This is a genomic window from Actinomadura luteofluorescens, assembly GCF_013409365.1.
Taxonomy (GTDB): Bacteria; Actinomycetota; Actinomycetes; order Streptosporangiales; family Streptosporangiaceae; genus Spirillospora; species Spirillospora luteofluorescens.
Map to the genome: position 1 here is coordinate 6,005,867 of NZ_JACCBA010000001.1, position 24,448 is coordinate 6,030,314.

The following is a 24,448-nucleotide window of genomic DNA, read 5'->3' on the forward strand; positions in this document are numbered from 1 at the left end:
ATTCGTCCAATACGGGGCACGTGGGCGGCCCGCACGATGGTGTCATGAACCTCTTCCCGAAACTCGTCGTCGACGACGCGAGCCGGGCCGTCGAGTTCTACACGACGGTGCTGGGCCTCCAGGAGACCGAACGCTTCGAGACACCGGACGAAAAGATCGTCCACGTCCGGCTGGTCCACGGGGACGTCCAGCTCACGCTCAAGGACGAGGACGCCGTCGACGCCGGGCCGACCGCTCTCGGCCTCGACCGCTCACCCGTGATCATAAATCTCGACGTGGCCGACCCCGACGCGGTCGCTTCCCGCATGGAGGCGGGAGGGGCGACGGTGATCTACCCCGTCGAGGACCACCCGTACGGCCGCATGGGCCGGCTCCGCGACCCGTTCGGCCACGTCTGGATCGTCCGCCGGCTCGACGGCGGATGACCCGGCCCGGCCAGGACATGCGCGGGGCGGCACACATGTGCCGTCCCGCGCATGCCGGTGCCGGTGCCGGACGGGCGGCAGGTCAGGCACGGAAGGTGCGCCGGCCTGGGTCCGGCGGACTTCTACCAGCTGGCCGCCCGCGCCCGACGCGGGCGCCGCCGGGCCTAGCCGAGGCGTGTCAGGCGCTTGACGATGGACGGGGGGCGCCCCGTGCCGACCTTCACCGGGACGCGCGCGGCGCCCGCGTCCACGACACCGGCCCTGGCGCCGCGCTCGGGCTCGGCGGGCGGGTCGCCGTCGAACCCGACGCGCACGGTCAGGCCGGGCCAGCCGACGACGTTCACCGGAGCCTCGGCCGTCAGCGCCTTCCGGCCGCCGAGGCCGTCGTCGAGCCAGGCGACCGTCTGCCCCGGGCGCGCCAGCGGCACCGCGACCATGGCCTGCTCGGCCGCGACGAGGATGCCCTCCGCCGTGTTGACGGCGTCCGCCGCGCTGGGGGAGCGCTGCCCCATCACCGCGCCCACGATCAGGGTCTGCGCGCCGCCGACGTTCCGCCGCGCGGCGAACACGAAGTTCCCGCCCGCCGCGTCCGTGTACCCGGTCTTGCCGCCGACCACGCCGTTGCGCCCCAGGATGAAGTTGCCGCCCTGGCGCGGGGAGCCGCCGCCGTCCGGCACGTACATCCGGTTGTTCACGATCTCGCTGAACGTGGGGATCTCCATGGCCGCCCGCAGCAGCTTCACCTGGTCGGCGGCCGTGCTGACGGTGCCGGAGTGGTAGCCGCTCGGGTCGGTGTAGCGCGTGGCGGTCATGCCCAGCCGCTGCGCCGCGGCGTTCATCTTCGCCACGAACGCCTGATCGCTCCCGGAGTCCCAGCGCGCCAGCTCGTGCGCCACGTCGTTCGCCGAGATGATGAGCAGGGCCTCCAGCGCCTTGCGCTGCGTCAGCCGCTGGTTCGCCGTGACGCCGAGCAGCGACTCGCCGCGCCGCTTGCGCGCCGGGATCTGCGCCGCCGCCTGCGGCGACACCGTCAGCACCGGCCCCGCCTCGCCGGTCTTCAGCGGGTGCTCGCTCAGGTAGACGTAGGCCGTCATCACCTTCGCGACGCTCGCCGTGGGCGTCGGGACCGCGCCGCCCGACGAGCCCATCGTGCCGAGCCCGTCGACGTAGAGGACCGCCTGGCCCACCGCGGGCCACGGCAGCACGGGCGCCTGACCGGGGAAGGTGTGGCTCGACGCGAGCGTCAGCCGCACCGTCGGGTCGGGCGGTGGCCGCAGCAGCTGCCCGGCCACGACCCCGGCCACGAGGACCAGCATGGCCGCGACGACGACGAGCCAGCGCCGCTTGCCCTTCCGCTTCCCCGTTACGGCGGGCGCGGCCGGAGGCGTCGGCTGGACCGGCTGAGGCGATGGTGCCGGTGGTGCCGGTGGCGCCGGTGGGGCCGTCCCGTCCCAGGGCACGCTCCACTGCCCGGACGTCCGCGCGGTCGGAGCCGGAACCGAGGCCTCCCAGGGCCCGCCCTGCGAAAGATCCGGCAGCCGCTCGACCCGCGTAGGCCCGGCGGACGAAGGGGCGCCGCCGCGGACGTCGCCGGGCGCCTCCGGCCACATGGCCGGTGCGGCCGCGGCCTGGGGACGTTCGGCCTCGGGCTGCGCGGGCGGCCGCTGCGGGGCGGGCAGCGCCCGGTCGGCCCGCGTCTCCTGGACGTCGCGGGACTGTTCCTGGTGTTGCGGCGGTGCGGGGGCGGTGCGCGGGGCCGCGCCCTGGGGGCGTCCCGTCTCAGGAGGCGCGGTGCGCCGGGCGGGGGCGGGCGGGGCCGCGTTGGCGCGCGCCTCGTGGACATCGCCCGGCGTTTCCTGCTGGGCGGGCGCCCTTGGGGGGCGTTCCCTCTCGGGACGTGGCGCCTGCCGTGACGGAGTCGCTGGTGCCGCGCCGGCAGGGGCCTCGCGGACGTTGCCGGGCGTGTCCTGCTGCGCCGCCGGCGCGGGCGCGTCTTGCGGACGTCCCGCGTCGGGCGGCCCTGGCCGCGCCCGCTTGCCGCGCGATTCGTAGAAGTCGCCGGGGTGTTCCTGCTCTGCCTCCGGCTCGGGCGCGCCCTGAGGGTGTTCGGTCGCGGGGCGTATCGCGTGGCGGCCGCTGCTTCGGGGCGTCGTGGCCTGTGGTGGGGCGTTGCCGGGCTTCGGGGGCGCGGCATGGCGCGCTGCCTGGGCGGTGCGCGCCTCGCTGGTGCGCTCCTGCTGTTGCGGCGGCGTGGGGTCGTCCTCGGGAGACTCCTCCGCCGGGGAGGCGGCGTCGTCCTCCTGGGCGGGCTCCTCGTCCTGGGCGGACTGGGACGTGGGGCGCCAGGGCTCGGTCTCCGGGGGTGGAGGAGCGGCGGCGGAAGGAGCCTTCTGCTCAGGCTCCTCGTCCGGGGGAGGAGGCGTGAACTGGACGTACCAGGTGGGGCCCGCCGGTTCCTCGGGCGCCTCGTCGCCGACCTCGTCGCCGACCTCCTCGGCGGTTTCCTCGGCGGTTTCCTCGACGACTTCCTCGGCGGCGGCCTCGTCGGTCTCCTCGCCGGGCTCGTCCTGCGGCTTGGCGGGACGGCGGACGGCGATGTCCGGGCGGGTCAGGTTGACCTTCACCGGCACGCTGAACTCGGCGGTTCTGTTGCGCGCCGGTTCCGCGTCAAGCTCGGCGTCGTCGCCCACGTGCAGACCCCCTCTGCTCGTCCCTGACAGGCGGCGGAGCGGTCCTGCCGACAACCCCGTGCATCTAGAGGATGCGCATTTTATCGGGAAGGTTCGCCAGGATCCGTATCCGCGCGCCGTGTCGCGTGAACCTTGGACGCGGGTTGCGGAGATACATCGCTGACAACGTCCCCGCATGGGAAGGCCCGGTGCGCATGCCATGGTGGCCGCGATGACCGTTCCCCCGACGGCCCGGGAGTGCGACGCCGCTCTCATCGAGAGCTCGCTCGCCGACCCCGAGGCGTTCGCCGCGCTGTTCGACCGCTACTCGGCGATGCTCTACCGGTACGTCTCCCGCAGGCTCGGGCCGGAGGCGGCCGAGGACGTCGTCGGGGAGACGTTCCTGGTCGCGTTCAGCAAGCGGAGCCGTTACGACCTGGAGCAGCGGGACGCGCGGCCGTGGCTGTTCGGCATCGCGACGAAGCTGGTCGCGCGGCACCACCGGGCGGAGGCCGCGCGCTACCGGGCGCTGCGGCGCAGCCCCGTGGACGGTCCGGTGGAGGGGCCCGACGAGCGCGTCGCGGCGGGGGTGACCGCGTCGGCGACGCGTCCCGCGCTGGCGGCGGCCTTGTCCGGTCTGGCGCGCCGCGACCTGGACGTCCTTCTGCTGGTGGCCTGGGGCGACCTGTCCTACGAGGAGGCGGCGCGGGCCCTCGGCATCCCGGTCGGCACGGTCCGCTCCCGCCTCAACCGGGCGCGGCGCAAGGTGCGCGCGGCGCTCGGCGACACCGACCCGACGCGCGAGGAGGCGTGACCGTGGACGACCTGGACCTGATCCGCGACCTCGGCCGCGACCTGGAGCACGAGCCGCCGCCGTCCCTCGCCCGGCAGCGGACCCGGCTGCTGGACGAGACCCGCCGCGGCACCCGGTGGACGACGGCGCTGCGGTGGACGGGCACGCTGCGCTGGACGCTGCTCGGCGTGGTCGCGGCGGTGACGGCCGCGGCGATCCTCGTCCCGGCGGTCCTGCTGCACGGGGGCGGCGCGCCGCCCGCGGCGGGCCGCTCGACCGCGCCCGCCGCCGCCAGGGCGCTGAACGTACTGGTCATCGGGCTGGACGCCCGCTACGGCGGGCCGCCGCGCTCGGACACCCTGATGCTCGTCCACGTCCCCGCCGACCGGAAGAGGCCGCAGGTCATGAGCATCCCGCGGGACGTGCTCGTGCGGATCCCCGCCTGCGGCCGGACCCCGGCACGGCAGGCGACGGTCAACACGGCGTTCCCGCTGGGCGGCGCCGCGTGCACGCGCAGGACGGTGGAGGCGCTGACCGGCGTCCGGATCGACCAGACCGTGGTGATCGACTTCGGCGGGTTCAAGCGGGTGGTGGACGCGCTCGGCGGGGTCGAGGTGACGCTGCCCACGGCGGTGAACGATCCCAGGTCGGGGCTGGTCCTGCCCGCGGGGCGGCACTGGCTGAACGGGACGCAGGCGCTCGCCTACGTCCGGGTCAGGCACGGCCTCGGAGACGGCTCGGACCTGGACCGCGTCAAACGCCAGCAGCGGTTCCTCGCCTCGCTGGCGCGCCAGGCCAAGGCGGTCATGGCGAAGGACCCGGTGAGGTTCGCGCGCTTCCTCGCCGTCGCGGCCGACTCGGTCGGGAGCACACCGAAGCTGGACGCCGGGACGCTGCGCACGCTCGCGCGCGGGTTCGACGGGAGCGGCGGGGTCGCCGCGGCCACGATCCCGGTCCGTCCCGCGCCCTCGGACCCGAACCGTCTCGTGGTGGACGAGGCCGCCGCCCGGAAGGTGCTCGCGCCGTTCCGGACGCGATGAGTGATCCCAATTCTGACGGGTAGGGGCCGCATCGCCCCCGGCTACGACCCACGAGCAAGGAGTGTGTGAGCGATGGCCACGAAAGTCCGCGACATCATGACCGGCTCGCCGACGTCGGTGTCGCCGGAGCTCGACATCGTGACCGTGGCGCGTGCGATGCGCGACGAGCAGATCGGTGCGGTCCTGGTGGCCGAGGGCGACGACCTGAAGGGCGTCGTCACCGACCGCGACCTGGTGGTGCGCGGGCTCGCCGCGGGCGGCGACCCCGCCCAGGTCAAGATCGGCGGGATCGCCAGCAAGGTCACCGCGACGGTGCGGCCGGACGACTCCACCGAGAAGGCGGCGCAGATCATGCGCGAGCGGTCCGTGCGGCGGCTTCCCGTCCTGGAGGACGGCCGTCCGGTGGGCATCGTGTCCATCCGCGACCTGGCGAGCGGGGCGAGCGGTGAGGACGCGGCGGCGGCGCTCGCCGACATCGGCGCGGCGCGTTCCACCACCTGACCGGCCCAGCACCTGACCGGCCCAGCACCTGACCGGCCCACCACCTGACCTGCCCGGCCTACAGCACCGACAGGAGCCGCTCCAGTTCTTCGTCGGTGTTGTAGTAGTGCACGGAGGCCCGCACGGCCGATGGACGGGCGTGCGGGTCGTATCCGTGAGCGAGCGGGTCGGTCACGTTGATGTTCACGTCCAGCTCCCTGGCCGCCGCCTTGACGGCGGCCGGCTCGCGTCCGTCCACGGTGAACGTGACGATGCCGGACGGCCGCGCGCCCCTGTCCAGGACGGTCACCCCGGGCCGGGCGGCCAGTTCCTCCCGGAGCCGGGCGGCGAGACCCAGGACGCGCTCCTCGATCCGCGCCATGCCCAGGCCGGCGGCGTAGTCGGCGGCGACGCCCAGGCCGATCTGCCCGGCGACGTGCCGTTCCCACGTCTCGAACCGCTGCGCGTCCTCGCGCAACTCGAACCCGTCCGGCGCCTTCCAGTCGGCGGCCTGGAGGTCGAGGAAGGGCGGGACGAGCGTCCGCAGGATCTCGCGCCGGACGTAAAGGAACCCCGTGCCGCGCGGGCCGCGCAGGAACTTGCGCCCCGTCGCCGACAGGATGTCGCAGCCGATCTCTTCCACGTCCACCGAGAGGTGCCCCACCGACTGGCACGCGTCCAGCAGGTACAGGACGCCGTGCGCGCGGCACAGCCGGCCGACCTCGGCGGCCGGATTGATGAGCCCGTTGTGCGTGGGAATGTGGTTCAGCGACACCAGCCGCACGTCGCCCTTGGCCAGTTCGGCCTCCAGCGCGTCCAGCGAGAGGGTGCCGTCGGGCTCGTCCGGGACGACTTCCACCCGCGCGCCCTTGGCCGCAGCCACCTGCTGGTAGGCGATCGCGTTGCTGGAGTACTCGCTCGTCGTCGTCAGGATGCGGTCGCCGTCCGCGAAGGGGATCGCGTAGAACGCCATGTCCCACGCCCGGGTGGCGTTCTCCACGAAGGCGATCTCGTCGGGACGGGCCCCGAGGAGCCCCGCGACGGCGTCGTAGAAGCGCGCGATGGGCGCCTCGTTGCGCTCGGCAGCCTCGTACCCGCCGATCAGCGTCTCCAGCTCGAAGTGCCCGGCGACGGCGTCGATGACGGGACGCGGCGGCAGCGCGGCGCCGGCGTTGTTGAGATGGGCCACCTTCGCGCAGCCGGGGGTGTCGGAGCGGAGTTCGTCGATGTCCACAGGCGCCCTTCCCTCAGGAAATGTCGTACCCCCGCGAGATCCTGGGATCCGGCGGCGGCTTGACCTCAACCATTCTTGAGGTCGCATGCTTGCTGTTCCAGGCTAACGATCACAGGGGTCTCCATGGACATGGAAGTCACGGCGTGGATGTCGCTCCACCACGCCATGAACGCGCGGGACAGCAGGCCGTTCTCCCGGGCGACGCTGCGGCGCATCGGCCGCTTCGCCCGCCCGCACCGCGGCATCCTCACGGCGTTTCTGCTGCTCAGCGTGGTGATGGCCGTCATCGCCGTCGCGACGCCCGTCCTCGCCGGCTGGGTCGTCAACGCGATCGTCGACCATGACGCCACGTCCACGGTCGTGTGGCTGGCCATTGTGATCGCGGCACTGGCGCTGGCCGAGGGCTCCCTCGGCCTCGTCAACCGGTGGCTGTCCGCGCGCATCGGCGAGGGCCTGATCCTCGACCTGCGCACCTCCGTGTTCGACCACGTCCAGCGCATGCCGGTCGCGTTCTTCACCCGGACCCGCACCGGCGCCCTGGTCAGCCGGCTCAACAACGACGTGATCGGCGCCCAGCGCGCGTTCAGCGACACCCTCTCCGGAGTGGTCAGCAACCTCGTGACGGTGCTGCTCACCTTCGCCGTGATGGTGCGCATCTCCTGGCAGATCACGCTGCTCGCGCTGGTCCTGCTGCCCGTCTTCGTCCTCCCCGCCCGCCGGATGGGCACCCGCCTGGCGAAGCTCGAACGCGAGGCCGCGTCGCACGACGCCGCGATGAGCACGCAGATGACCGAGCGTTTCTCCGCCCCCGGCGCGACGCTGGTGAAGCTGTTCGGGCGCCCGGCCCGCGAGTCGGCCGAGTTCGCCGCCCGGGCCCGCCGCGTCCGCGACATCGGCGTCCGCACCGCGATGGTGCAGCACGTCTTCATCACGGCGCTCACCATGGTCTCGGCGCTCGCCCTCGCGCTCGTCTACGGCGTCGGCGGGTTCCTGTCCCTGCGCGGCCACCTCGACGCCGGCGCCGTCGTCGCCCTCGCCCTGCTGCTCACCCGCCTCTACGCGCCGCTGACCGCCCTGGCCAGCGCCCGCGTCGAGGTGATGAGCGCGCTCGTCAGCTTCGAGCGGGTCTTCGAGGTGCTCGACCTCAAGCCGCTCGTCGCCGAGAAGCCCGAGCCCGGCGACGTGCCCGAGGGCCCGGTGGCCGTCGAGTTCGACGACGTGACCTTCGCCTACCCGTCCGCCGACAAGGTCTCCCTCGCCTCCCTCGAAGAGGTCGCCACCCTCGACACCCGCGGCGGCGTCGACGTCCTGCACGACGTCTCGTTCCGCGCCGAGCCCGGCCAGATGGTCGCCCTGGTCGGCTCGTCCGGCGCGGGCAAGTCGACCATCGCGCAGCTGCTGCCGCGCCTCTACGACGTCGACTCCGGCGCCGTCCGGCTCGGCGGCGTCGACGTCCGCGACCTGTCGTTCCAGGCCATCCGTGACACGCTCGGCATGGTGACGCAGGACGGGCACCTGTTCCACGAGTCGATCCGCGAGAACCTCCTGCTGGCCCGCCCCGAGGCGCCCGAGGAGGAGCTCTGGGACGTCCTGCGCCGCGCCCGCCTCGACACCCTCATCGAGGGCCTGCCCGACGGCCTCGACACCATCGTCGGCGAGCGGGGCTACCGCCTGTCCGGCGGCGAGCGCCAGCGCCTCACCATCGCCCGCCTCCTGCTCGCCCGCCAGCGCGTCGTGATCCTGGACGAGGCCACCGCGCACCTCGACTCCACGTCGGAGGCCGCCGTCCAGGAAGCTCTGACCGAGGCCCTCGACGGCCGCACCGCCGTGGTCATCGCGCACCGCCTCTCCACCGTCCGCGCCGCCGACCTGATCCTCGTCGTGGAGAGCGGCCGCATCATCGAACGCGGCACCCACGAGGAACTCCTCGCAGCGGACGGCCGCTACGCCGACCTCTACCGCACCCAGTTCGCCGACGACCCGCCCCTAGAGCCCGTCGCCTGACCACCCCGCCCAAGCCCCGCGCCCCCGCCCCAGACCCAAGCGGGGGCGCTCCCACGCCCCCGCCGCGCTCGCGAACCCCACGTGACCGGGCCCGAACGCCGTCACCCTTTCGCGCCTGGCTCCTGCCATCTCGGCGGGCTGCGGTGGGTCAGGGGAGGGCGGTGAGGAGGTCGTGGAGGGAGCGGTGGACGTTGGTGCGCCAGCCGCCGCCCATGCCGCGGAAGGCGTGGGCGTTGACGGGGTCGTCCAGGTCGAAGCCCGCGTGCTCGACGAAGAGGCGGGTGCCGTGGCCCTCGGGGACGATCCGCCACGTCACCGTCGTGTCGAGGCCGCCACCACGCCAGCTGATGCGCAGCAGGCTCACCTCCTCGACGTCGAGGACGCGGCACGCGATCGTCCCGTCGAAGCCGATCGCCGGGATCGGCTTGGCGGTGAACGTGAAGCGGTGCCCGACGACGGCCTCGAAGTCGTTCGGCATCAGCCACCGGGCCAGCAGGTCCGGCTCGGTGAGCGCCCGCCACACCTTCGCGGGCGGATGCGGCAGGAACTCGTCCACCTCGATCGAGGCCCGCTCACCGCTCATGTTCCCCTCCTCCACGTCACACCCTGCGGAAACGGGCGACGGCGACGGCGCCCGACACCAGGACGATGGCGGCGGTCCATGCCAGCGCCCGCCCCACGTAGTGCCCGGCGCCGTGCCCGAGGCCCGCCGCGCCGCCCTGGGTGAGCGCCCGCACCGCGTCCATCATGACGGTGACCGGCTGGTGCTCGGCGAAGCCCCGCAGCCATCCGGGCATCGTCCCCACCGGGACGTAGGCGCCGGAGACGAAGCTCAGCGGCAGCGCGAGGAACCCCACGCCCTGCGCCGCCTGCGGGTTCGCGGTCAGCAGCCCCAGCGCCACGAACATCCACACGAACGCGGACCCGAACAGCGCGCACAACCCGAACCCGGCCAGCGCGGACGCCCAGCCGGCGTGCACCCGGAACCCCACGGCGAACGCCAGCGCGGCGCTCACCGCGAGGATCAGCGCGACGCGCACCGTGTCGGCGGCCACCTGGCCCGCGATCGCGGCCGTACGGGGCATCGGCAGCGACCTCAGCCGGTCCAGGTAGCCGGACGCGAGGTCGTCGGCGACCGCGACGGCCGCGCCCATCCCGGCGAACAGCCCGCTGACCGTCAGCAGCCCCGGGATCATGTAGTCGACGTACCCGACGCCGCCCGTGCCGATCGCGCCGCCGAACACGTACCGGAAGATGAGCAGGAACGCGACGCTCTGCACGAGGCCCATCACGATGATCTGAGGCGTCCGCAGCGTCCGCCGCACCCCTCGCTGAGCGACCACCCACGCCGCCGCCGCGAACCCCGTCCCACCGTCCACCGAAGTCACCGCCATGCCCCCTCACAACGCCACCGCCCGCTCCCGCGCCCCTGTGGGGTGACGGCCTCCGGCAGGGGTGGGCAGGCCGTACTTGAGCCCGTTCTCTGCATTGGCCGTTCTCGCCGGGTGGCGGCCCTGGAGGGGGGCTTGCACAGTGCGGCCGTGGTGTTCATGTGGGGGCCTTGTCCGGGGTGGTGGTGAGGGTCAGGAAGACCTCGTCGAGGGTGGGGCGGCGCAGGGTGATGTCCTCGATGGGGACGTGGTGGTCGGCCAGGGCCCGGACGGCTTTCAGGAGGTCGTCGGGGCCGTTGCCGGCGGGCATCGTCACCAGGAGGGACGACGGGTCGGTGTGGACGGGGGCGAGCGGCTCCAGGGCGCGGGCGGCGGGCGCCAGCGCGGCGCGGTCGCGGACGTGGACCTCGACCAGGTCGCCGCCGATCCGCGACTTCAGCTCCCGGGGGGTGCCCTCGGCCGCCACCCGGCCCCCGTCGATGATCACGACGCGGTCGGCGAGGCGGTCGGCCTCGTCCAGGTACTGGGTGGTGAGCAGGACGTTCGCGCCGTCCGCCACCAGCGCGCCGATGGCGTCCCAGAGTTCGATGCGGCCGCGCGGGTCGAGGCCGGTGGTGGGCTCGTCCAGCAGCAGCAGCCGGGGCGCGCCGACCAGGCTCGCGCCGAGGTCGAGGCGGCGGCGCGTCCCGCCCGAGTAGGTGCGGACGAGGCGGTCGGCCACCTCGTCCAGGGACAGCCGCGCGAGCACCGCGGCGGCGCTCGCGCGGGCGGTCCGGCGGTTCTGGCCGAACAGGCGCGCGACCATCTCCAGGTTCTCCCGGCCGGTCATCGCCGCCTCGACCGCCGCGTACTGGCCGGCCAGGCCGATGAGCCGCCGCACCCGGGCCGGGTCGCGGGCCGCGTCGACGCCGTCCACGCGCAGGGTGCCGCCGTCGGGCCGGACGAGCGTCGCCACCGAGCGGACGAACGTCGTCTTGCCGGCGCCGTTCGGGCCGAGCAGCGCGACGACCCGGCCCGGTTCGGCGACGAGGTCGAGCCCGTCGAGGGCCCGCACGTCCCCGAACCGTTTGACCAGGCCGGACGCCTCGACGACGGGGGTCACAGGTCCTCCTCGTCCAGCAGGTCGCGCAGGGTGGAGAGCTTCTCCCGCCAGAACCGCTCGTACGGGGTGAGCCACTGCGAGAGCTCCCGCAGGGGCGCGGGCTCCAGCCGGTAGAGGCGCTGCCGGCCGCTGCGCCGCTCGCTGACCAGCCCGGCGTCGCGCAGCACCTTGAGGTGCTCCGACACGCTCGGGCGGCTCATCGCGAAGTGCGCCGCGAGGTCGTTGACCGGGCGCGGCCCGTCCAGCAGGAGGGCGGTGAGCTCCCGCCGGACGGGGCTGGCCAGGGCCGCGAAGACGTCGACCGTCACCGCGCGGCCAGCACGATGCCGTTGCCGTCGGGGTCGGTCAGCGTCGCCTGCCGTCCCCACGGGAGGTCGTGCGGGCCCTCGACCTCCACTCCCGCGCCGCGCAGGTGCTCGCAGTCGGCGTCGAGGTCGGACGTCTCCAGCATCAGCCCGTGCACGCTGCCGGGCGCGGCGCCGGGCACGTGGTCCGCCAGGACCACGTTCGTCTCCGCGCCCTTCGGCGCCAGCTGGAGCCAGCGCACCGGCCCCGTAGAACGGTCCATCACCACTTCGAAGCCGAGCTTGCCCGCGTAGAACTCCTTCGCCGCGTCCTGGTCGGAGACCGGCACGGTCAGCAGCCGCACATGCGTGATGTTCATGCGCCCGAAGATAGGTAGGGGAACTCCTACCTGTCAAACGTAGGCGGACTCCTACGCATTGGCCGCCATGTTTGCCGGGCCGGTCGGGTGGCAGGTTGAGGGCATGCGTGCCGTCACCTACGACTCCTATGCCGACGACAACTCCCGCCTGAAGGTCGGGGACGTCCCGGACCCGAAGGTCGGTCCCGGGCAGGTCCTGATCGAGGTCCGCGCGGCGGGGGTCAACCCCGTGGACTGGAAGGTCATGACCGGCGGCCTGGACGGGATGATGGACGCGGTGTTCCCCGTCATCCCCGGCTGGGACGTCGCCGGCGTCGTGCGGGGGAGGGGGCCCGACACCCCGGAGTTCGCGGACGGCGACGAGGTCATGTCCTACGCCCGCAAGGACGTCGTCGGTGCCGGGACGTTCGCGCAGTACGTCGCGGTCGCGGCGGACGACGTGGCGCGCAGGCCCGCGTCGCTCGACTGGAACCAGGCCGGTGGGCTGCCGCTCGTCGGGATGACAGCGCAGCGCTCCCTCGACCGCCTGGAGATCGGGCCGGGCGACGTCCTGCTCGTCCACGCGGCGTCCGGCGGGGTGGGGAGCCTGGCGGTCCAGATCGCGCGCGACCGCGGCGCCCGCGTCATCGGCACGGCGTCCGAGAACAACCACGCCTTCCTGCGCGGCCTCGGCGCCGAGCCCGTCGCCTACGGGGACGGGCTGGTCGAGCGCGTCCGGGACCTGGCGCCGAGCGGGGTGAGCGCCGTCGCCGACTTCGTGGGCGGCCAGCTCGACACGACCCTCGCCGTCCTGGCCGAGGGCGGGCGGCACGTGTCGGTGGCCGACAACACGGTCGAGGAGCACGGCGGGCAGTGGATCTGGGTGCGTCCGAGCGGCGCGAAGCTGGCGGAGCTCGCGGCCATGGCCGACCGCGGCGCGCTCACGGTGGAGGTCGCCGGGACGTTCCCGCTGGAGAAGGTCGGCGAGGCGTTCGACGCCAGCCGCGGCGGGCACACGCGCGGCAAGCTCGTCATCACGCCCTAGCCCTCAGATCGACTTGCGTGCGAGACCGGCTCGCTCGGCCCTGTCCCGGTGCTCCGGGTCGGCCTGAAGCCGGTCCCTGTCGTGCGCGAGCCAGGTCGCCGGCTGCATGCACATCAGCTCACCGGTGACCGGGACGAGGATCACCCCGCCGAAGGGGTCGTCCCCGGCGAACCACACTCCGCGCTCTATTTCCCGGGGCCACCGGTCGGAGAACAGCGGCTCCCGGGCCGACATGCGAGGAGCGCCGTCGCCCACGGTCAGGAGTCGCACTCCACGGCCGTGGAGGTTGGACTTCCGCACGGGGGAGCGGAACCCGAACTCGTAGACCTTCAGCACCCGGTCGCATTTGCGCAGGTAGAAGATCTGGGGGAGCCAGAACCTCGTCCCCAGCGGCAACGCGACCAGGCCCGCTCCGATGAACGGGTAGAGGAAGCCGACGTCGGCGACGAGCGGCACGACCACCATCGCCGCGCCGGCCGCCACCAGCAGCAGGTAGCGCCTGATCAGGACCCTGTAGTGGTACCTCACCGGGCCCCGGCGGTCGGTGCCGTCGGTGGCGTAGGGGACGGCGCCGCCGAACGGCCTGTGGAGCAGCAGTTGCAGCGCCAGGAGCACCACGGTGCCGAGCCCGAGCATGCCGGGGATCGCGACCCAGAAGAAGGTGTCGCTGGCGACCGTCAGGACGAGCCCGTAGGAGACCGCGAAGCCCGCCGCGAGCCAGGCCGCCCGCCGCGCGCGGTCCCGCCGGTCGTGCGACCGCGGTTCCTCGCCGGTGCCGCCGGGCTCGGCCGGGGGCCTCCCCATGGCGCTCCCCTTTCGTCCGCTACGCCCGAAGATCAGGTGGTCGTCCAAGGTAGGGGTGGAACGCCCGGTATGGCCACCCCGTGCCACCGTCCGGCTCCATTCGGCGACCATCGTGGAGACTGGTAACTTGGTACCATGGTAAAAATTGAGCGGGTGCAGACCGGTGTGCGGATCGAGCGGAACGTCCTCAAGGTCCTCAAGGCTCTGGCCGAGTACCTCGACCTGTCCCTGGGCGACCTCGTGGAAGGCATCGCCCTGCACGCCTTCGAGGGCAAGGCCCCCTTCTCACCGGAGACGCTCGCCAAGATCGAGCAGCTCAAGGACGTCTACGGCCTGACGCTGACCGCGGCGGACGCGCACGTCCTGGACGAGACGCGATGACCGGCGCCCGGCACCGCCTCACCGGCCGCCTGACGGTCGCGCTGCCTCCCGGCGAGGCGTTCCACCTGTTCACCGCGCAGGGCGAGCGGCGATGGGCGCCGCGTTGGGAGCCGTCCTTCCCCGCGCCCGCCGCCGACGACGCCGAGCCCGGGACGGTCTTCCAGACCCCCGACCACGATCACGGCCGGACCACCACCTGGATCGTCGTGGACGCGGCCCCCGGGCGGCGCATCCGCTACGCGCGCGTCACCCCGGGCGTCAGCGCGGGAACGGTCTCCGTCGTCCTGGACGAGGCCGGCGCCCACAGCAGGGTGACCGTCAGCTACGAACTCACCGCGCTCTCCAGCGACGGAGCCGTCCACCTTCGCCGTTTCGCCAACGGATACTCCGCATTCCTGGACGCCTGGCAGGACGCCATAGCCAAGGCCCTGCGCGAAGGCTCCCAAGGCCCGGTCGCCTGACCGGCGACCGACGCTCAGGGCGCGCACTCGTCCCGCTTCGCAGGCAGAGGGAACCCGTTCGCGGCGACCGGTCGAGTACCGGGTGAAAGCCCACCGAAAGGACCCCTGTGAACGGACGAGTCACATGATGGCCGTACCTTCCGGGACGGAATCAGACGTCCCACCCGGCACGGTGACGGACGCCGCGGTCCTGCGGGAGTCGCTCCGGCAACCCGAGCGCTTCGCGGACCTCTTCGACCGGCACGGCGACGAGATCCACCGCTACGTCGCCCGCCGTCTCGGCCCCGACATGGCCGAGGACGTCGTCGCGGAGACGTTCCTGACCGCCTTCCGCAAACGCGCACGGTACGACCTCGGGCGGGCGGACGCGCGCCCGTGGCTCTACGGGATCGCCACGCACGCCCTGCGCGAGCACCGCCGGGCGGAGGCCCGCCGCAACCGGGCCCTGGCCCGCGCGGCGCCGGACCGGCCGGAGGAGTCCTTCGACGAGCGCAGCACCGCCCGGGTGGCCGCCGGCCGGCTCCGGCCGGAACTCGCCGCCGCGCTCGCCCGGCTCTCGGCCGCCGACCGCGACCTGCTCCTGCTCATCGCCTGGGCGGAACTGAGCTACGACGAGGCGGCCCGGGCCCTCGGCGTCCCCATCGGCACGATCAAGCTGATGAAGAAGGCGAAGCCGAAGCCGCCGACGGCCGAGGAGCGCGACTCCACGGCCTTCGAACTCGTCAGCCGCTCCATGCGCGACGCCGTACTCCCCTCGAAGATCGAGGCGGCGCTGTACGGCGCCGCCGCCCGGATCCCCGGCGTGCGCTACGAGCCCGCGGCCGCCGATCTGGGGCGTCGCCGCGGGGTCACGCTCTACCGTGTCGAGAACGGCTACCTGCGCAGCGAGATCCTCATCGACCCGAGGACCTATGCCTACCTGGGCTTTCGCGCGATCGCCGTGAAGGACCACCGAGAGCCCGGCCTGCTGCCGTTGAAGCGGGGCCAGATCACGGGCTGGGGCGCCCTGACGGCGTCGTCCTTCGTGCCGAAGCCGGGCGGTCGCGGCTGACCGGGGGCGAGCCCGGGATGACGCCCCGCCCGGCCGGAGCCGCCGGAGCGGGCGGGGCGTCGTCGCCGCTCGCGTCCGGTCAGTCGACCAGCGCACCGGCCGTGATGTTGACCTGGGTGGACGTCAGGCTGGCGGCGTGGTCGGAGGCCAGGAACGCGGCGACTCGGCCGACGTCGGTGAGCGTCGCGGCGCGCTTGAGCAGGGTGGCGTCGACCATCTGCTGCTTCACCGGGTCCGGCAGGGCGTCGCCGGGGATGCCGCCGGTGCGCATCGACAGGACGCGGACCGAGTGCGGCCCGAGTTCGCAGGCCCACTGGCGGCGCATCGCCTCCACCATGTCGCAGCCGATCTGCACCGTCCCGATGCCGGGCATCCTGTTGGTGGCGTCGGACCCGCCGAAGTGCAGGATGACGCCCGAGCCCTGCTTGACCATGTGCCGCGCGGCGGCCTTGGTGGTCACGAGGAACGAGCGCGCGATCTTGTCCATGGCGCGGCCGAAGTCCGCGGCCGGCATCTCGATCATGGGCCGGAACAGCGCGTCCTGGGAGATGAGGTTGACCGACACGTCGACGCTGCCGGCCGTCTCCACGACCGAGTCGACCCAGCCGTTCACGGCGTCCTCGTCCAGGGCGTCCACGCGGGCCGTCTCGGCGAGGCCGCCCGCGGCCCGGACCTCCTCGGCGACGGCGTCGAGCGTGGCGGGAGTGCGGCCGGCGAGGAAGACCCGCGCGCCCTCGGCCGCGAAGCCGCGCGCCATGGCGCCGCCGATGGTGCCGCCACCGCCGTAGATCACCGCGGTCTTGTTCTCGAGAAGCATCGTGGTTCTCCGTTCCGTTCGAGGTGGCCACGACGCTACGAGCGCGGCGGGACGACCCGCATCGGTCATCGAACGGATGTTCAACGGCGCAGGTCGGCAGGGGTGTGCGGGCCTGGAAGGGGCCGGGCGGGCGAGTCGGGCGCGGGGATGCGGCGGCAGGCCTAAGTCATGTGTCCGATACCAGCCGGGCCAGTTCCGCGCGGCGGGTGACGCCGATCTTCGGGTAGGCCTTGTAGAGGTGGTGGCCGACGGTGCGGGGGCTGAGGTAGAGCTGCGCGCCGATCTCCCGGTTGCTGAGCCCGGCGGCGGCGAGCCGAACGACCTGGAGCTCCTGCGGGGTCAGCCTCCTCAGCGGGTCGGCGTCCCCGGAGCGGGCGGCGGGCCGGTCCCCGAGGACCTCCAGCTCGGCGCGGGCGCGCTCGGCCCAGCAGTCGGCGCCGAGCCGGGCGAACGCCTCCCGCGCGGCGATCAGCTCCTCCCGGGCCTCGGTGCGGCGGCGCCGGCGGCGCAGCCGTTCCCCGTACAGCAGGCGGGTCCGCGCGGCGTCGTAGGCGCGGTCGCCGTGCAGGCCGAGGGCGGTGCGGTAGTGCTCGTCCGCCTCGTCGCCGGTGGCGAGGAGGGCGCGGCAGCGGGAGACCAGTGCGGTGCTCGACGTGGCCGCCGCCCACGTCTCGAACGCGGGAAGGTAGGTGCGGGCCAGCTCCGGGCGCCCGGCGCGCACCGCCGCCTCCGCGTGGTCCGGGACGGCGCGGATCAGCACGTCGTGCCGTGCCGGGCCGGAGCACACCGCGTCCAGCCGGTCCAGGGCGGCGCCGGCGTTCCCCTCGGCGAGGTCGAGCAGGCCGAGGCCCCACGACGCGAGCGCGGTGTTGGTCGGGTGCAGGTCGGCGTGTTCGAGGACGCCCGGCGCCAGGGTCCGGCTCCGCGCGGCGTCCGACTCCAGCCGCACCGTGATGCACCGCAGCGCGGTCACCTGCGTGTCCATGCCGATGTCGGCGGCCAGCGACATGCCCTCGGACGCCGCGGCGTCCGCGCCGCGCAGGTCGCCGAGCAGCACCCGCCCGATCGCGAGGCCCTCCAGGATGTAGGGGAGCCAGCCGAGCGCGCCCCGTGCCCTGGCCTGCGCTGCCATGTCCTCCAGCAGCCCGGTCGCGCCCCGGTCGTCGGCCACGAGCAGGCCCATGAAACCGCCGATGATCAGTTCGACGGTCTCCTCGACGTCGCCGCTCCGCGCCGCCTCGAACAGGGCCCGCATCCGGGGGACGGCCGCCGCCGCGCCGTCCCCCAGCCGCCCGTAGGCGATCAGCGCGGCGGTCACCGACGCCTTCGGCGAACCTCCGGGCAGCCGGATCCGCCCGAGCAGCTCGACGCCGCGCCGCACCAGGTCGTGGGCGCCGGCGTCGCGGGCGGACCAGACGGCCTCCGTCAGCATGGACACCGCCTGCTCGGGATCGCTCCCGGCGATGAGCGCCGCCGCCCGCAGCGCCAGCTCGGCGTCGGCCGCGGGCGAGACGCGCTCGTAGGCGACCTGGGCGCGGATGAAGGTGGCCTCGGCGACGACGCCGTCCCGCGCGGTGAGGTGCTCGGCCTCCTCGGCGAGGCGGGTGGCCTGGTCGGGCCGGCCGGCGTCGTAGGAGGCCCGCGCCGCGTGGACGAGCCGCCGGGCCTTGCCCTCCGGCTCGGTGCTGAGCCGCGCGGCGCGCTCGTAGGCGGTGGCGACGGCGGCCGTCCCGCCGCGCAGCTCGGCGCGGTGCGCGACCCGCTCCAGCTCGGCGGCGACGCCCTCGTCCGGGCCGGTCGCGGCCGCCGCCAGATGCCAGGCGCGCCGGTCGGCGTGCTCGTCGCCGCGCAGGACGCCCGCCAGGGCGCCGTGGACGTCGATCCGCCGGTGGTGGGCCGCGTCCTGGTAGGTGACGGCGCGGATGAGCGGGTGGCGGAACCGCACCTCCTCGCCGTCCAGGACCACGAGCCCGGCCTCCTCGGCGGGCCCGAGGTCGGCGGGCGTCAGGCCGAGCGCGTCCCCGGCGCGCAGCACGATGCCGAGGTCGGCGGTGCCGTCGGCGGCGACGACCAGGAGCAGCCTGCGGGTGGCGTCCGGCAGCTCGGCGAGCCGGCGCCGGAACGTCTCCTGCACCCTGCCGCCGACCGGCAGCGGACCGGCGGGACGGGCGGGCCGCGACCGCAGGGCGTTGCCCAGCTCGATGAGCGCCAGCGGGTTGCCGGCCGCCTCGTCCAGCAGGCGCTCCCGCACCGGCACGGTCAGGCCGGGCGCGCGCGCCGCCACCAGGTCCTCGGCGGCGGCGCGGTCCAGGCCGGTCAGCCGCAGCACCTCCAGGCCGCGGTCGGGGAAGGGGCGGGCGCCGTCCCGCGCCGTGAAGATCATGGAGATGGGGTCGGCGCCGAGCCTGCGGGCGGCGAACAGCAGCGCGTCCAGCGACGCGGTGTCCAACCACTGCGCGTCGTCCACCAGGCACACCAGCGGGCGGTCGGCGGCCAGCTCCGACAGCAGCGTGAGCGTGGCCGCGCCGATCAGGAAGCGGTCGCCCGCGGGGCCGGAGCCGAGGCCGAACGCCGACCGCAGCGCCGCCGCCTGCTGCCCGGGCAGCGCGTCGAGGCGGTCGCCGTACGGGTGGAGCATGAGGTGCAGCCCGCCGAACGCCAGCTCGGTCTCGGACTCGACGCCGGTCCCGCGGATGATCCGCATGTCCCCGGCGCCCGCCGCGATCTGTTCGACCAGGGCCGTCTTGCCGATCCCCGCCTCGCCCTGGACCACCACGGTCCTGCTCCGCCCGGCGCGAGCGTCCACCAGCAGCCCGGCCAGGTGGCCGAGCTCGCGGTCTCGCCCTATGAACACGTCGAGAACACTACAAGCCGGACCGCCCGCCCACCGGCCGCATCCACGACAGGGAGAGGCCCTGGGGAGCGATGTGCTCCCCAGGGCCTCGGTAGTTGCTCTCAGAGTGTCAGCGGACGCGGATCAGTTCTGGTTCCGCGCCTGCTCCACCTGCGCCTTGATCTCGTCGGCGGATTGGCTGCCGCTCACCGTCGTGATCGTGTGGTGGGCGCCGTTGTGGCCGGACTGGACGTCGACCTGCCCGGTCGGCGAGAGCTCCGCCTGGTTCTTGAGTATCTTCGCGTTCGTGTCCCCCATGCCCTGCGTGGGGTTGTCGAAGCGCTGCGGGTTCTTCTCGGCCATCTCGGTTTCCCTTGTTTGGCGTGTTGGGTGACCTCCGTGCTGCCACCCCTGCGGGTGATCGTTGCCGGGAAGGCCGCCGCTGTCAAAGCCCGCACCTCGGACCAGGGGGCCTGGGCTCGGCCGCGGTGCCGTTTCACCCGGTACGTCGGCGTCCGCCGACCGGCTACCGGCGTGCCTTCCGCTCCGGCGTGTCCGCCCCCGGCCGTAGGGTGGGGCCATGTACTCGACGCGGGTGTCGCGGCACGTGAAGGCCCGTCCCTCGGACGTCTACCGGGCGCTCGTCGACGCGGACGCGATCATGAGGTGGCGGGTCCCCGACGGCATGACCAGTGAGGTGCACGAGTTCGACGGCCGCGAGGGCGGCGCGTTCCGGATCTCGCTCACCTACGACGCGCCGACAGCCGCCGGCAAGTCGTCGGCGCACACCGACACCTACCACGGGCGGTTCGTGGAGATCGTGCCCGGCGAGCGCGTGGTCGAGGTGTTCGAGTTCGAGACCGCCGATCCCGCTCTCCAGGGCGAGATGACGATGACCACGACGCTCACCGAGGTCGACGGCGGCACCGAAGTGCTCATCGTCCACGAGGGCATGCCCGACACCGTGCCCGCCGCCGACAACGAGACCGGCACGCGAATGGCCCTGGACAACCTCGCCAGGCTCGTCGAGACGTCCTAGGCTGTGGTTCAAAGTTCCGGCCCACTTCGCTCGCCTGGCGGCTCGCTACGCGACCGTGCCTTGGCGAACACGGCATCGCTTCGCGATCTGCCCGGCTCCGCTCGCCTCCGGCATCGCTCCACCGGCCAGGTCACGCGTTCGCGCGCGTGACCGAAGCCACTTCGAGACAGGCCCTAGCCGCCGTTCAGGGCGCGTTGGGCGAGGATCGTCGCGCCCTTGACGGCGGCCTGGTCGTCCAGGTGTGTGCGCAGCACGCGGGGCGGGGTGCGGAACGTCAGGCGGGCGGCCAGGCGTGATTCGAGGGGGGCCAGCAGCGCGTCGCCGGCGCGGGCGAGGCCGCCGCCCATGACCACGAGGCCCGGGTCCAGCAGCAGCGTCGCCGCGGCGAGGCCGTCGGCCAGGCAGTCGAGCGCCTCCGACCAGACCCGCCCCGCCCTCTCCTCGCCCCTCCCGGCCCGCGCGATCACCTCTTCGGCGGGGACGCCCCCGCCGTGGCGGCGGGAGACGGCGGAGGCGGAGGCGTAGGTCTCCAGGCACCCCCGGTTCCCGCAGGCGCAGGGCTCGCCGCCGGGACGGACGACGACATGGCCGATCTCGCCGCTCCAGCCGACCGTCCCCGGGTAGGGGGCGCCGTTCAGGACGAGGGCGGCGGCGATTCCGGTCCCGATGGCCATGAAGACGAAGTCGCCCGCGTCGCGGCCCGCCCCCAGCACGGCTTCGGCCAGGCCGCCGGTGCGGACGTCGTGGCCGATGGCGACGGGGACGCCGAGGCGCTCGCGGGCCAGGCGCAGGAACGGCACGTCCCGCCACCCGAGGTTGGCGGAGTGGACGGCCGTGCCCGCCGCCTCGTCCACGATGCCGGGCAGAGCGATGCCGGCGGCGCGGGCGGGGGAGCCGAGGGACGCGGCGCGGGCGGCGAGGTGGGCGGCGAAGTCGAGGACGCCGCCCACCGGGTCGGCCCGGTCGGTGGGCCGCGACTCGCTCGCCAGAACTGCCGCGTCCGCGCCTGCCGGCGCATCCTCGCCGACCAGGGCGGCCTTCATCGTCGTGCCGCCCACGTCCAGGCCGATCAGGGTCACTTGACCGAGCCCGCCGTCAGGCCGCCGATGAGGTAGCGCTCGATGAAGACGAACAGGACGACCACCGGAATGATCGCGATCAGCGAGGTGGCGAACAGGTACTGCCAGTGCGCCTGGTACTGGGTCACGAAGGACGGGATGCCGACGGTGAGCGGGCGGCGGTCCGGGGACGCGGTGACCGTCAGCGCCACGATGTACTCGTTCCAGGCCGCGATGAACGTGTAGACGATCGCGGTCACGACGCCCGGCATGGAGATGGGCAGGGTGACGCGGGTGAGGGCGCCGATGCGGCCCGCGCCGTCCAGGAAGGCGGCCTCTTCCAGTTCCTTCGGGATGCTGGAGAAGTAGCCGTGCAGGATCCAGATGCAGAACGGCAGGTTGAACGCCGCGTTCACCAGGATGAGCGACAGCAGCGTGTCGGTGAGGTCGAGCGCGACCATCTCCCGGTAGATGCCGATCACCAGCGCGGTCGGCGCGAACATCTGCGTGACCAGGACGAGCAGCAGGAACGCCCCGCGCCCCCGGAAGCGGTTGCGGGCCGTGTAGTACGCGGCGGGCATCGCGCAGGCGAGGGTGACGAGGGTGGCGGCGGCCGCGACGGTGAGGGAGACCCGCATGTAGGTCCAGACGGGCGCGGCCGACCAGACGTCCACGAAGTTCGACCACGTCCAGTGCGTGGGCAGGTAGGTGCCCGGCGACTTCGTCAGCTCGCGTTCGGGCTTGAGCGCGGTGACGAACATCTGCAGGTAGGGCAGCAGGAACGCCAGGGCGACCAGCCAGCCGACGCCCGTGAGGACGATCCGGCGCGTCATCGGACCCTTCCTTCCTGGGGGCGACCCCCGGGCCCCCGGGACCGGAGGTCCGATGATCCTCGCTTCGCTGCGGTCATCGGACCTCCTCCCGCCAGCGGGCGGCGCGCAGGTACAGCAGCACCATCACGAGGATCAGGGCGAAGTTCACGACCGCCATCGCGCCGGACTCGCCGACGTTCTGGTCGTAGAAGGCGAGTTTGTACATGAACGTGGTGGTGGTGTCGGTCTTGCTGCCGGGGCCGCCGCCCGTCATCGCCCAGATGATCGGGAACGAGTTGAAGACATTGATCACGTTGATGATCGACGCGATGAGGATCGCGGGGCGCAGCAGCGGCAGCGTGATGGCGAGGTAGGTGCGCAGGTGCCCGGCGCCGTCGACGCGGGCCGCCTCGTACACGTCGGCGGGGATCGTCTGGAGCCCGGCGAGGATGACGAAGGAGGTGAACGGCAGGGACACGAACACCGCCACCCACATCATCCACAGCATCGCCTGCCCCGGATGCGCCAGCCAGTTCACCGGCTCGTCGATCACGTGCAGGTCGAGCAGCACGCGGTTGACCAGGCCGGAGTAGTTGTCCAGCATCCACTTCCAGATCAGCGCCGTCATCAGCACCGAAGCCGCCCACGGGACGATGACCGCCCAGCGCACGACGCGGCGGCCGGGGAAGCGGGCGTTCAGCAGCTGGCCGAGGGCGAGCGAGAGCACCATCGTGATGACGACGACCCCGGCGACCCACAGCAGCGTCCGCAGCACGACCGGGACGAGGTCGTCCTCGCCGAACAGGTCGGTGTAGTTGCCGCCGCCCCGGTAGCCGAGCGTGACGCCGGACGAGCTGATCTTCTGCAGCGAGGTGCGGACCATCTCGATGACGGGCCACAGCACCACGATCGCGATGAGCGCGAGGGACGGGGCGAGCCACGGCAGCGGCGCCAGGGCCCGTCCGGTCCGCCGGAGGAGGGAGGGGCGGGGGGCCGTCGAGGCGGCGGCCCCCCGCTCCCTGGCCTTGAGTTCCTGCACTCAGCCGGCCTTCTCGGCCGTCTCCTGGATCTTGTCCAGGACCTTCTTCGGGTCTTCGTTCGCGGCGGCGGTGCCGAGGTCCTGCTTGACCGCGCCCGCGACCGCCGACCACGCCGGGTTGGACGTCGGCGCGAACTTCGACGTCGGCAGCGCGTCCACGAACTGCTTCATGTACGGGTCGGCGCTGAGCGCGTCACCGGCCGACTTCGTCACCGGAAGGAAGCCCTCGGTCTTGAGGAACTTCGAGGTGTTCTCCTTCTGGTAGAAGAAGTCGAGGAACTTCTTGACGGCCTCCTTGTTCTTGCCGCCGTCCTTCTTGAACGCGGCGAGGACGTCCATCACGCCGAGCGTGTTGTGCTCGGTGCCGCCCTTGCTCGGCAGCGGCGCGACGCCGAAGTCCAGGTCCTTGTTCACCGGGTCGATGAACCCGGCCTTGGTGAACGGCCCGCCGATCGCCATGCCGATCTTGCCCTGCGCGAACTGGTTGAACACCGTCTTGCGGTCGGTGGTCTCCGGGTTCGGCTGGGTCAGCCCGGACTTGTTGAGGTCCTTGAGGAAGGCGAGGGTGTCGACGTTGGCCTTCTGGTTGATCGCCCACTTGCCGGACGCGTCGACCCAGCCGCCGCCGTTGTTCATCGCCCAGGAGTAGAACTCGGCCTGCGACTCCTCGGGGCCGAGCGGCAGCCCGTACCCGGTCGCGCCCGCCTTCTTGATCTTCTCCGCGTCCGCCCTGACCTCGTCCCAGGTGGCGGGCGGGTCGCTGATGCCGGCCTTCTTGAACAGGGCCTTGTTGTAGAAGAGCAGGCGGGCGCTGGAGATGAACGGCAGGCCGTACTGCGCGCCGTTGTACTGCGCCTGCTGGACGAAGGTCGGCGTGAAGTCGCCGAGCGTGCCCGGCGACAGCACCTCGTCGGCCTTGTAGATGAGGCCGTCGCGGGCGAAGTCGGAGAACGCGTTGTAGTTGAGGACGTCCGGAACCTGCTTGGTCTGGACGTAGGTCTTCACCTTGGCGTCCATCTGGGTCCAGTCGACCATCTCCAGGTTGACCTTGTAGCCCGAGTTCTTCGCCTCGAAGTCCTTGATCAGGGCGTCCCAGTAGGGCTTGGTGTTGTCGTCGTAGATCGCGGCGACGAACTTGATGGTCTTGCCGTCGGAGTCGCCTCCCGACGAGCTGCCCTTGCCGCAGCCGCTGACGCCGAGTGCCACGGTCAGGCCCGCGGCGACGACGCCCATGAGGTGCCGTTTCATCTGTCCCCGCCTTCTCCGGCTTTCGCGCATGAAAGATTCTGCGCGGTGTGAACGCCCCCCGAGCACAAACGCGCGTGGT

At 73.2% G+C, this 24,448-nt stretch carries 25 protein-coding genes; 10 read left to right on the forward strand and 15 right to left on the reverse strand.

Going from position 1 to position 24,448, the window contains the following annotated elements:
• Positions 1-44: 44 nt before the first annotated feature.
• The gene (locus tag BJY14_RS27945; RefSeq protein WP_179846323.1) at positions 45-425 is read left to right on the forward strand and encodes a VOC family protein; all 381 of its coding nucleotides are present in this window, start codon (positions 45-47) and stop codon (positions 423-425) included.
• Positions 426-589: 164 nt separating this feature from the next.
• Here BJY14_RS27945 and BJY14_RS47405 read toward each other — a convergent pair whose 3' ends face one another.
• Positions 590-3,115 carry a D-alanyl-D-alanine carboxypeptidase gene (locus tag BJY14_RS47405; protein WP_312879440.1) on the reverse strand — a complete coding sequence of 842 codons (2,526 nt, stop codon included), beginning with the start codon at positions 3,113-3,115 and terminating at the stop codon, positions 590-592.
• 211 nt (positions 3,116-3,326) lie between these two features.
• Here BJY14_RS47405 and BJY14_RS27955 point away from each other — a divergent pair, with 211 nt between their 5' ends.
• The 3 genes from BJY14_RS27955 (at position 3,327) to BJY14_RS27965 (ending at position 5,428) form a co-directional block, all read left to right on the forward strand.
• Positions 3,327-3,908 (forward strand): RNA polymerase sigma factor, encoded by a 582-nt coding sequence (locus tag BJY14_RS27955; protein ID WP_246396142.1) that lies wholly within the window; start codon positions 3,327-3,329, stop codon positions 3,906-3,908.
• The gene (locus tag BJY14_RS45680) at positions 3,905-4,927 is read left to right on the forward strand and encodes an LCP family protein (protein WP_179846324.1); all 1,023 of its coding nucleotides are present in this window, start codon (positions 3,905-3,907) and stop codon (positions 4,925-4,927) included. Before BJY14_RS27955 ends, BJY14_RS45680 begins: the two co-directional genes overlap by 4 nt.
• A gap of 72 nt (positions 4,928-4,999) precedes the next feature.
• Complete coding sequence (locus tag BJY14_RS27965; RefSeq protein WP_179846325.1) at positions 5,000-5,428, forward strand: CBS domain-containing protein; 429 nt, start codon at positions 5,000-5,002, stop codon at positions 5,426-5,428.
• A 58-nt stretch (positions 5,429-5,486) separates the two neighbouring features.
• On the opposite strand, the gene BJY14_RS27970 is transcribed toward BJY14_RS27965, so the two are convergent.
• Positions 5,487-6,641 (reverse strand): aminotransferase class V-fold PLP-dependent enzyme, encoded by a 1,155-nt coding sequence (locus BJY14_RS27970; RefSeq protein ID WP_312879441.1) that lies wholly within the window; start codon positions 6,639-6,641, stop codon positions 5,487-5,489.
• A 123-nt stretch (positions 6,642-6,764) separates the two neighbouring features.
• Here BJY14_RS27970 and BJY14_RS27975 point away from each other — a divergent pair, with 123 nt between their 5' ends.
• On the forward strand, positions 6,765-8,645 hold the full coding sequence (locus BJY14_RS27975; RefSeq protein WP_179846327.1) for an ABC transporter ATP-binding protein: 1,881 nt from the start codon (positions 6,765-6,767) through the stop codon (positions 8,643-8,645).
• A gap of 148 nt (positions 8,646-8,793) precedes the next feature.
• Here the strand turns inward: BJY14_RS27975 and BJY14_RS27980 are convergent, their stop codons facing one another.
• From BJY14_RS27980 to BJY14_RS28000, 5 genes are all read right to left on the reverse strand, one after another.
• The gene (locus BJY14_RS27980) at positions 8,794-9,228 is read right to left on the reverse strand and encodes an SRPBCC family protein (RefSeq protein WP_179846328.1); all 435 of its coding nucleotides are present in this window, start codon (positions 9,226-9,228) and stop codon (positions 8,794-8,796) included.
• Between the two features lie 16 nt (positions 9,229-9,244).
• Positions 9,245-10,039 (reverse strand): ABC transporter permease, encoded by a 795-nt coding sequence (locus tag BJY14_RS27985; protein ID WP_179846329.1) that lies wholly within the window; start codon positions 10,037-10,039, stop codon positions 9,245-9,247.
• 154 nt (positions 10,040-10,193) lie between these two features.
• Entirely contained in the window at positions 10,194-11,138 is a 945-nt protein-coding gene (locus BJY14_RS27990; protein WP_179846330.1) for an ATP-binding cassette domain-containing protein, read from the reverse strand.
• Entirely contained in the window at positions 11,135-11,446 is a 312-nt protein-coding gene (locus BJY14_RS27995; RefSeq protein ID WP_179846331.1) for an ArsR/SmtB family transcription factor, read from the reverse strand. The genes BJY14_RS27990 and BJY14_RS27995 overlap by 4 nt, the downstream gene beginning before the upstream one ends.
• The gene (locus tag BJY14_RS28000) at positions 11,443-11,802 is read right to left on the reverse strand and encodes a VOC family protein (RefSeq protein WP_179846332.1); all 360 of its coding nucleotides are present in this window, start codon (positions 11,800-11,802) and stop codon (positions 11,443-11,445) included. Before BJY14_RS28000 ends, BJY14_RS27995 begins: the two co-directional genes overlap by 4 nt.
• A 103-nt stretch (positions 11,803-11,905) precedes the next feature.
• On the opposite strand from BJY14_RS28000, the gene BJY14_RS28005 reads away from it, so the two are divergent.
• Entirely contained in the window at positions 11,906-12,826 is a 921-nt protein-coding gene (locus BJY14_RS28005; protein ID WP_179846333.1) for an NADP-dependent oxidoreductase, read from the forward strand.
• A gap of 3 nt (positions 12,827-12,829) precedes the next feature.
• Here BJY14_RS28005 and BJY14_RS28010 read toward each other — a convergent pair whose 3' ends face one another.
• Entirely contained in the window at positions 12,830-13,630 is an 801-nt protein-coding gene (locus tag BJY14_RS28010; protein ID WP_179846334.1) for a hypothetical protein, read from the reverse strand.
• A gap of 135 nt (positions 13,631-13,765) precedes the next feature.
• Between BJY14_RS28010 and BJY14_RS28015 the strand changes: the two genes are divergently transcribed.
• The 3 genes from BJY14_RS28015 (at position 13,766) to BJY14_RS28025 (ending at position 15,523) form a co-directional block, all read left to right on the forward strand.
• Positions 13,766-14,011, forward strand: coding sequence for a hypothetical protein (locus BJY14_RS28015; protein ID WP_179846335.1), 246 nt, complete (start codon positions 13,766-13,768; stop codon positions 14,009-14,011).
• Positions 14,008-14,472 (forward strand): SRPBCC family protein, encoded by a 465-nt coding sequence (locus BJY14_RS28020; protein ID WP_179846336.1) that lies wholly within the window; start codon positions 14,008-14,010, stop codon positions 14,470-14,472. Before BJY14_RS28015 ends, BJY14_RS28020 begins: the two co-directional genes overlap by 4 nt.
• 172 nt (positions 14,473-14,644) lie before the next feature.
• A complete protein-coding gene (locus BJY14_RS28025; RefSeq protein ID WP_312879442.1) occupies positions 14,645-15,523 on the forward strand; it encodes a sigma-70 family RNA polymerase sigma factor in 879 nt (292 codons plus the stop codon).
• Positions 15,524-15,602: 79 nt separating this feature from the next.
• On the opposite strand, the gene BJY14_RS28030 is transcribed toward BJY14_RS28025, so the two are convergent.
• The 3 genes from BJY14_RS28030 to BJY14_RS28040 all read right to left on the reverse strand — a co-directional run bounded on the left by BJY14_RS28030 (position 15,603) and on the right by BJY14_RS28040 (position 19,536).
• A complete protein-coding gene (locus BJY14_RS28030; RefSeq protein ID WP_179846337.1) occupies positions 15,603-16,340 on the reverse strand; it encodes an SDR family NAD(P)-dependent oxidoreductase in 738 nt (245 codons plus the stop codon).
• Between the two features lie 166 nt (positions 16,341-16,506).
• Positions 16,507-19,194 (reverse strand): ATP-binding protein, encoded by a 2,688-nt coding sequence (locus BJY14_RS46730; protein WP_179846338.1) that lies wholly within the window; start codon positions 19,192-19,194, stop codon positions 16,507-16,509.
• A gap of 123 nt (positions 19,195-19,317) precedes the next feature.
• The gene (locus tag BJY14_RS28040; RefSeq protein WP_179846339.1) at positions 19,318-19,536 is read right to left on the reverse strand and encodes a hypothetical protein; all 219 of its coding nucleotides are present in this window, start codon (positions 19,534-19,536) and stop codon (positions 19,318-19,320) included.
• A 217-nt stretch (positions 19,537-19,753) separates the two neighbouring features.
• Here BJY14_RS28040 and BJY14_RS28045 point away from each other — a divergent pair, with 217 nt between their 5' ends.
• Positions 19,754-20,212, forward strand: a complete 459-nt coding sequence (locus tag BJY14_RS28045) for an SRPBCC family protein (RefSeq protein WP_179846340.1) — start codon at positions 19,754-19,756, stop codon at positions 20,210-20,212.
• A 173-nt stretch (positions 20,213-20,385) separates the two neighbouring features.
• Here BJY14_RS28045 and BJY14_RS28050 read toward each other — a convergent pair whose 3' ends face one another.
• From BJY14_RS28050 to BJY14_RS28065, 4 genes are all read right to left on the reverse strand, one after another.
• A complete protein-coding gene (locus tag BJY14_RS28050) occupies positions 20,386-21,291 on the reverse strand; it encodes an ROK family protein (protein ID WP_179846341.1) in 906 nt (301 codons plus the stop codon).
• A complete protein-coding gene (locus BJY14_RS28055; protein ID WP_179846342.1) occupies positions 21,288-22,103 on the reverse strand; it encodes a carbohydrate ABC transporter permease in 816 nt (271 codons plus the stop codon). Before BJY14_RS28055 ends, BJY14_RS28050 begins: the two co-directional genes overlap by 4 nt.
• A gap of 73 nt (positions 22,104-22,176) precedes the next feature.
• The gene (locus tag BJY14_RS28060; RefSeq protein ID WP_312879443.1) at positions 22,177-23,121 is read right to left on the reverse strand and encodes a carbohydrate ABC transporter permease; all 945 of its coding nucleotides are present in this window, start codon (positions 23,119-23,121) and stop codon (positions 22,177-22,179) included.
• Complete coding sequence (locus tag BJY14_RS28065; RefSeq protein WP_179846343.1) at positions 23,122-24,369, reverse strand: extracellular solute-binding protein; 1,248 nt, start codon at positions 24,367-24,369, stop codon at positions 23,122-23,124. It abuts the gene before it with no gap.
• Positions 24,370-24,448: the final 79 nt, after the last annotated feature.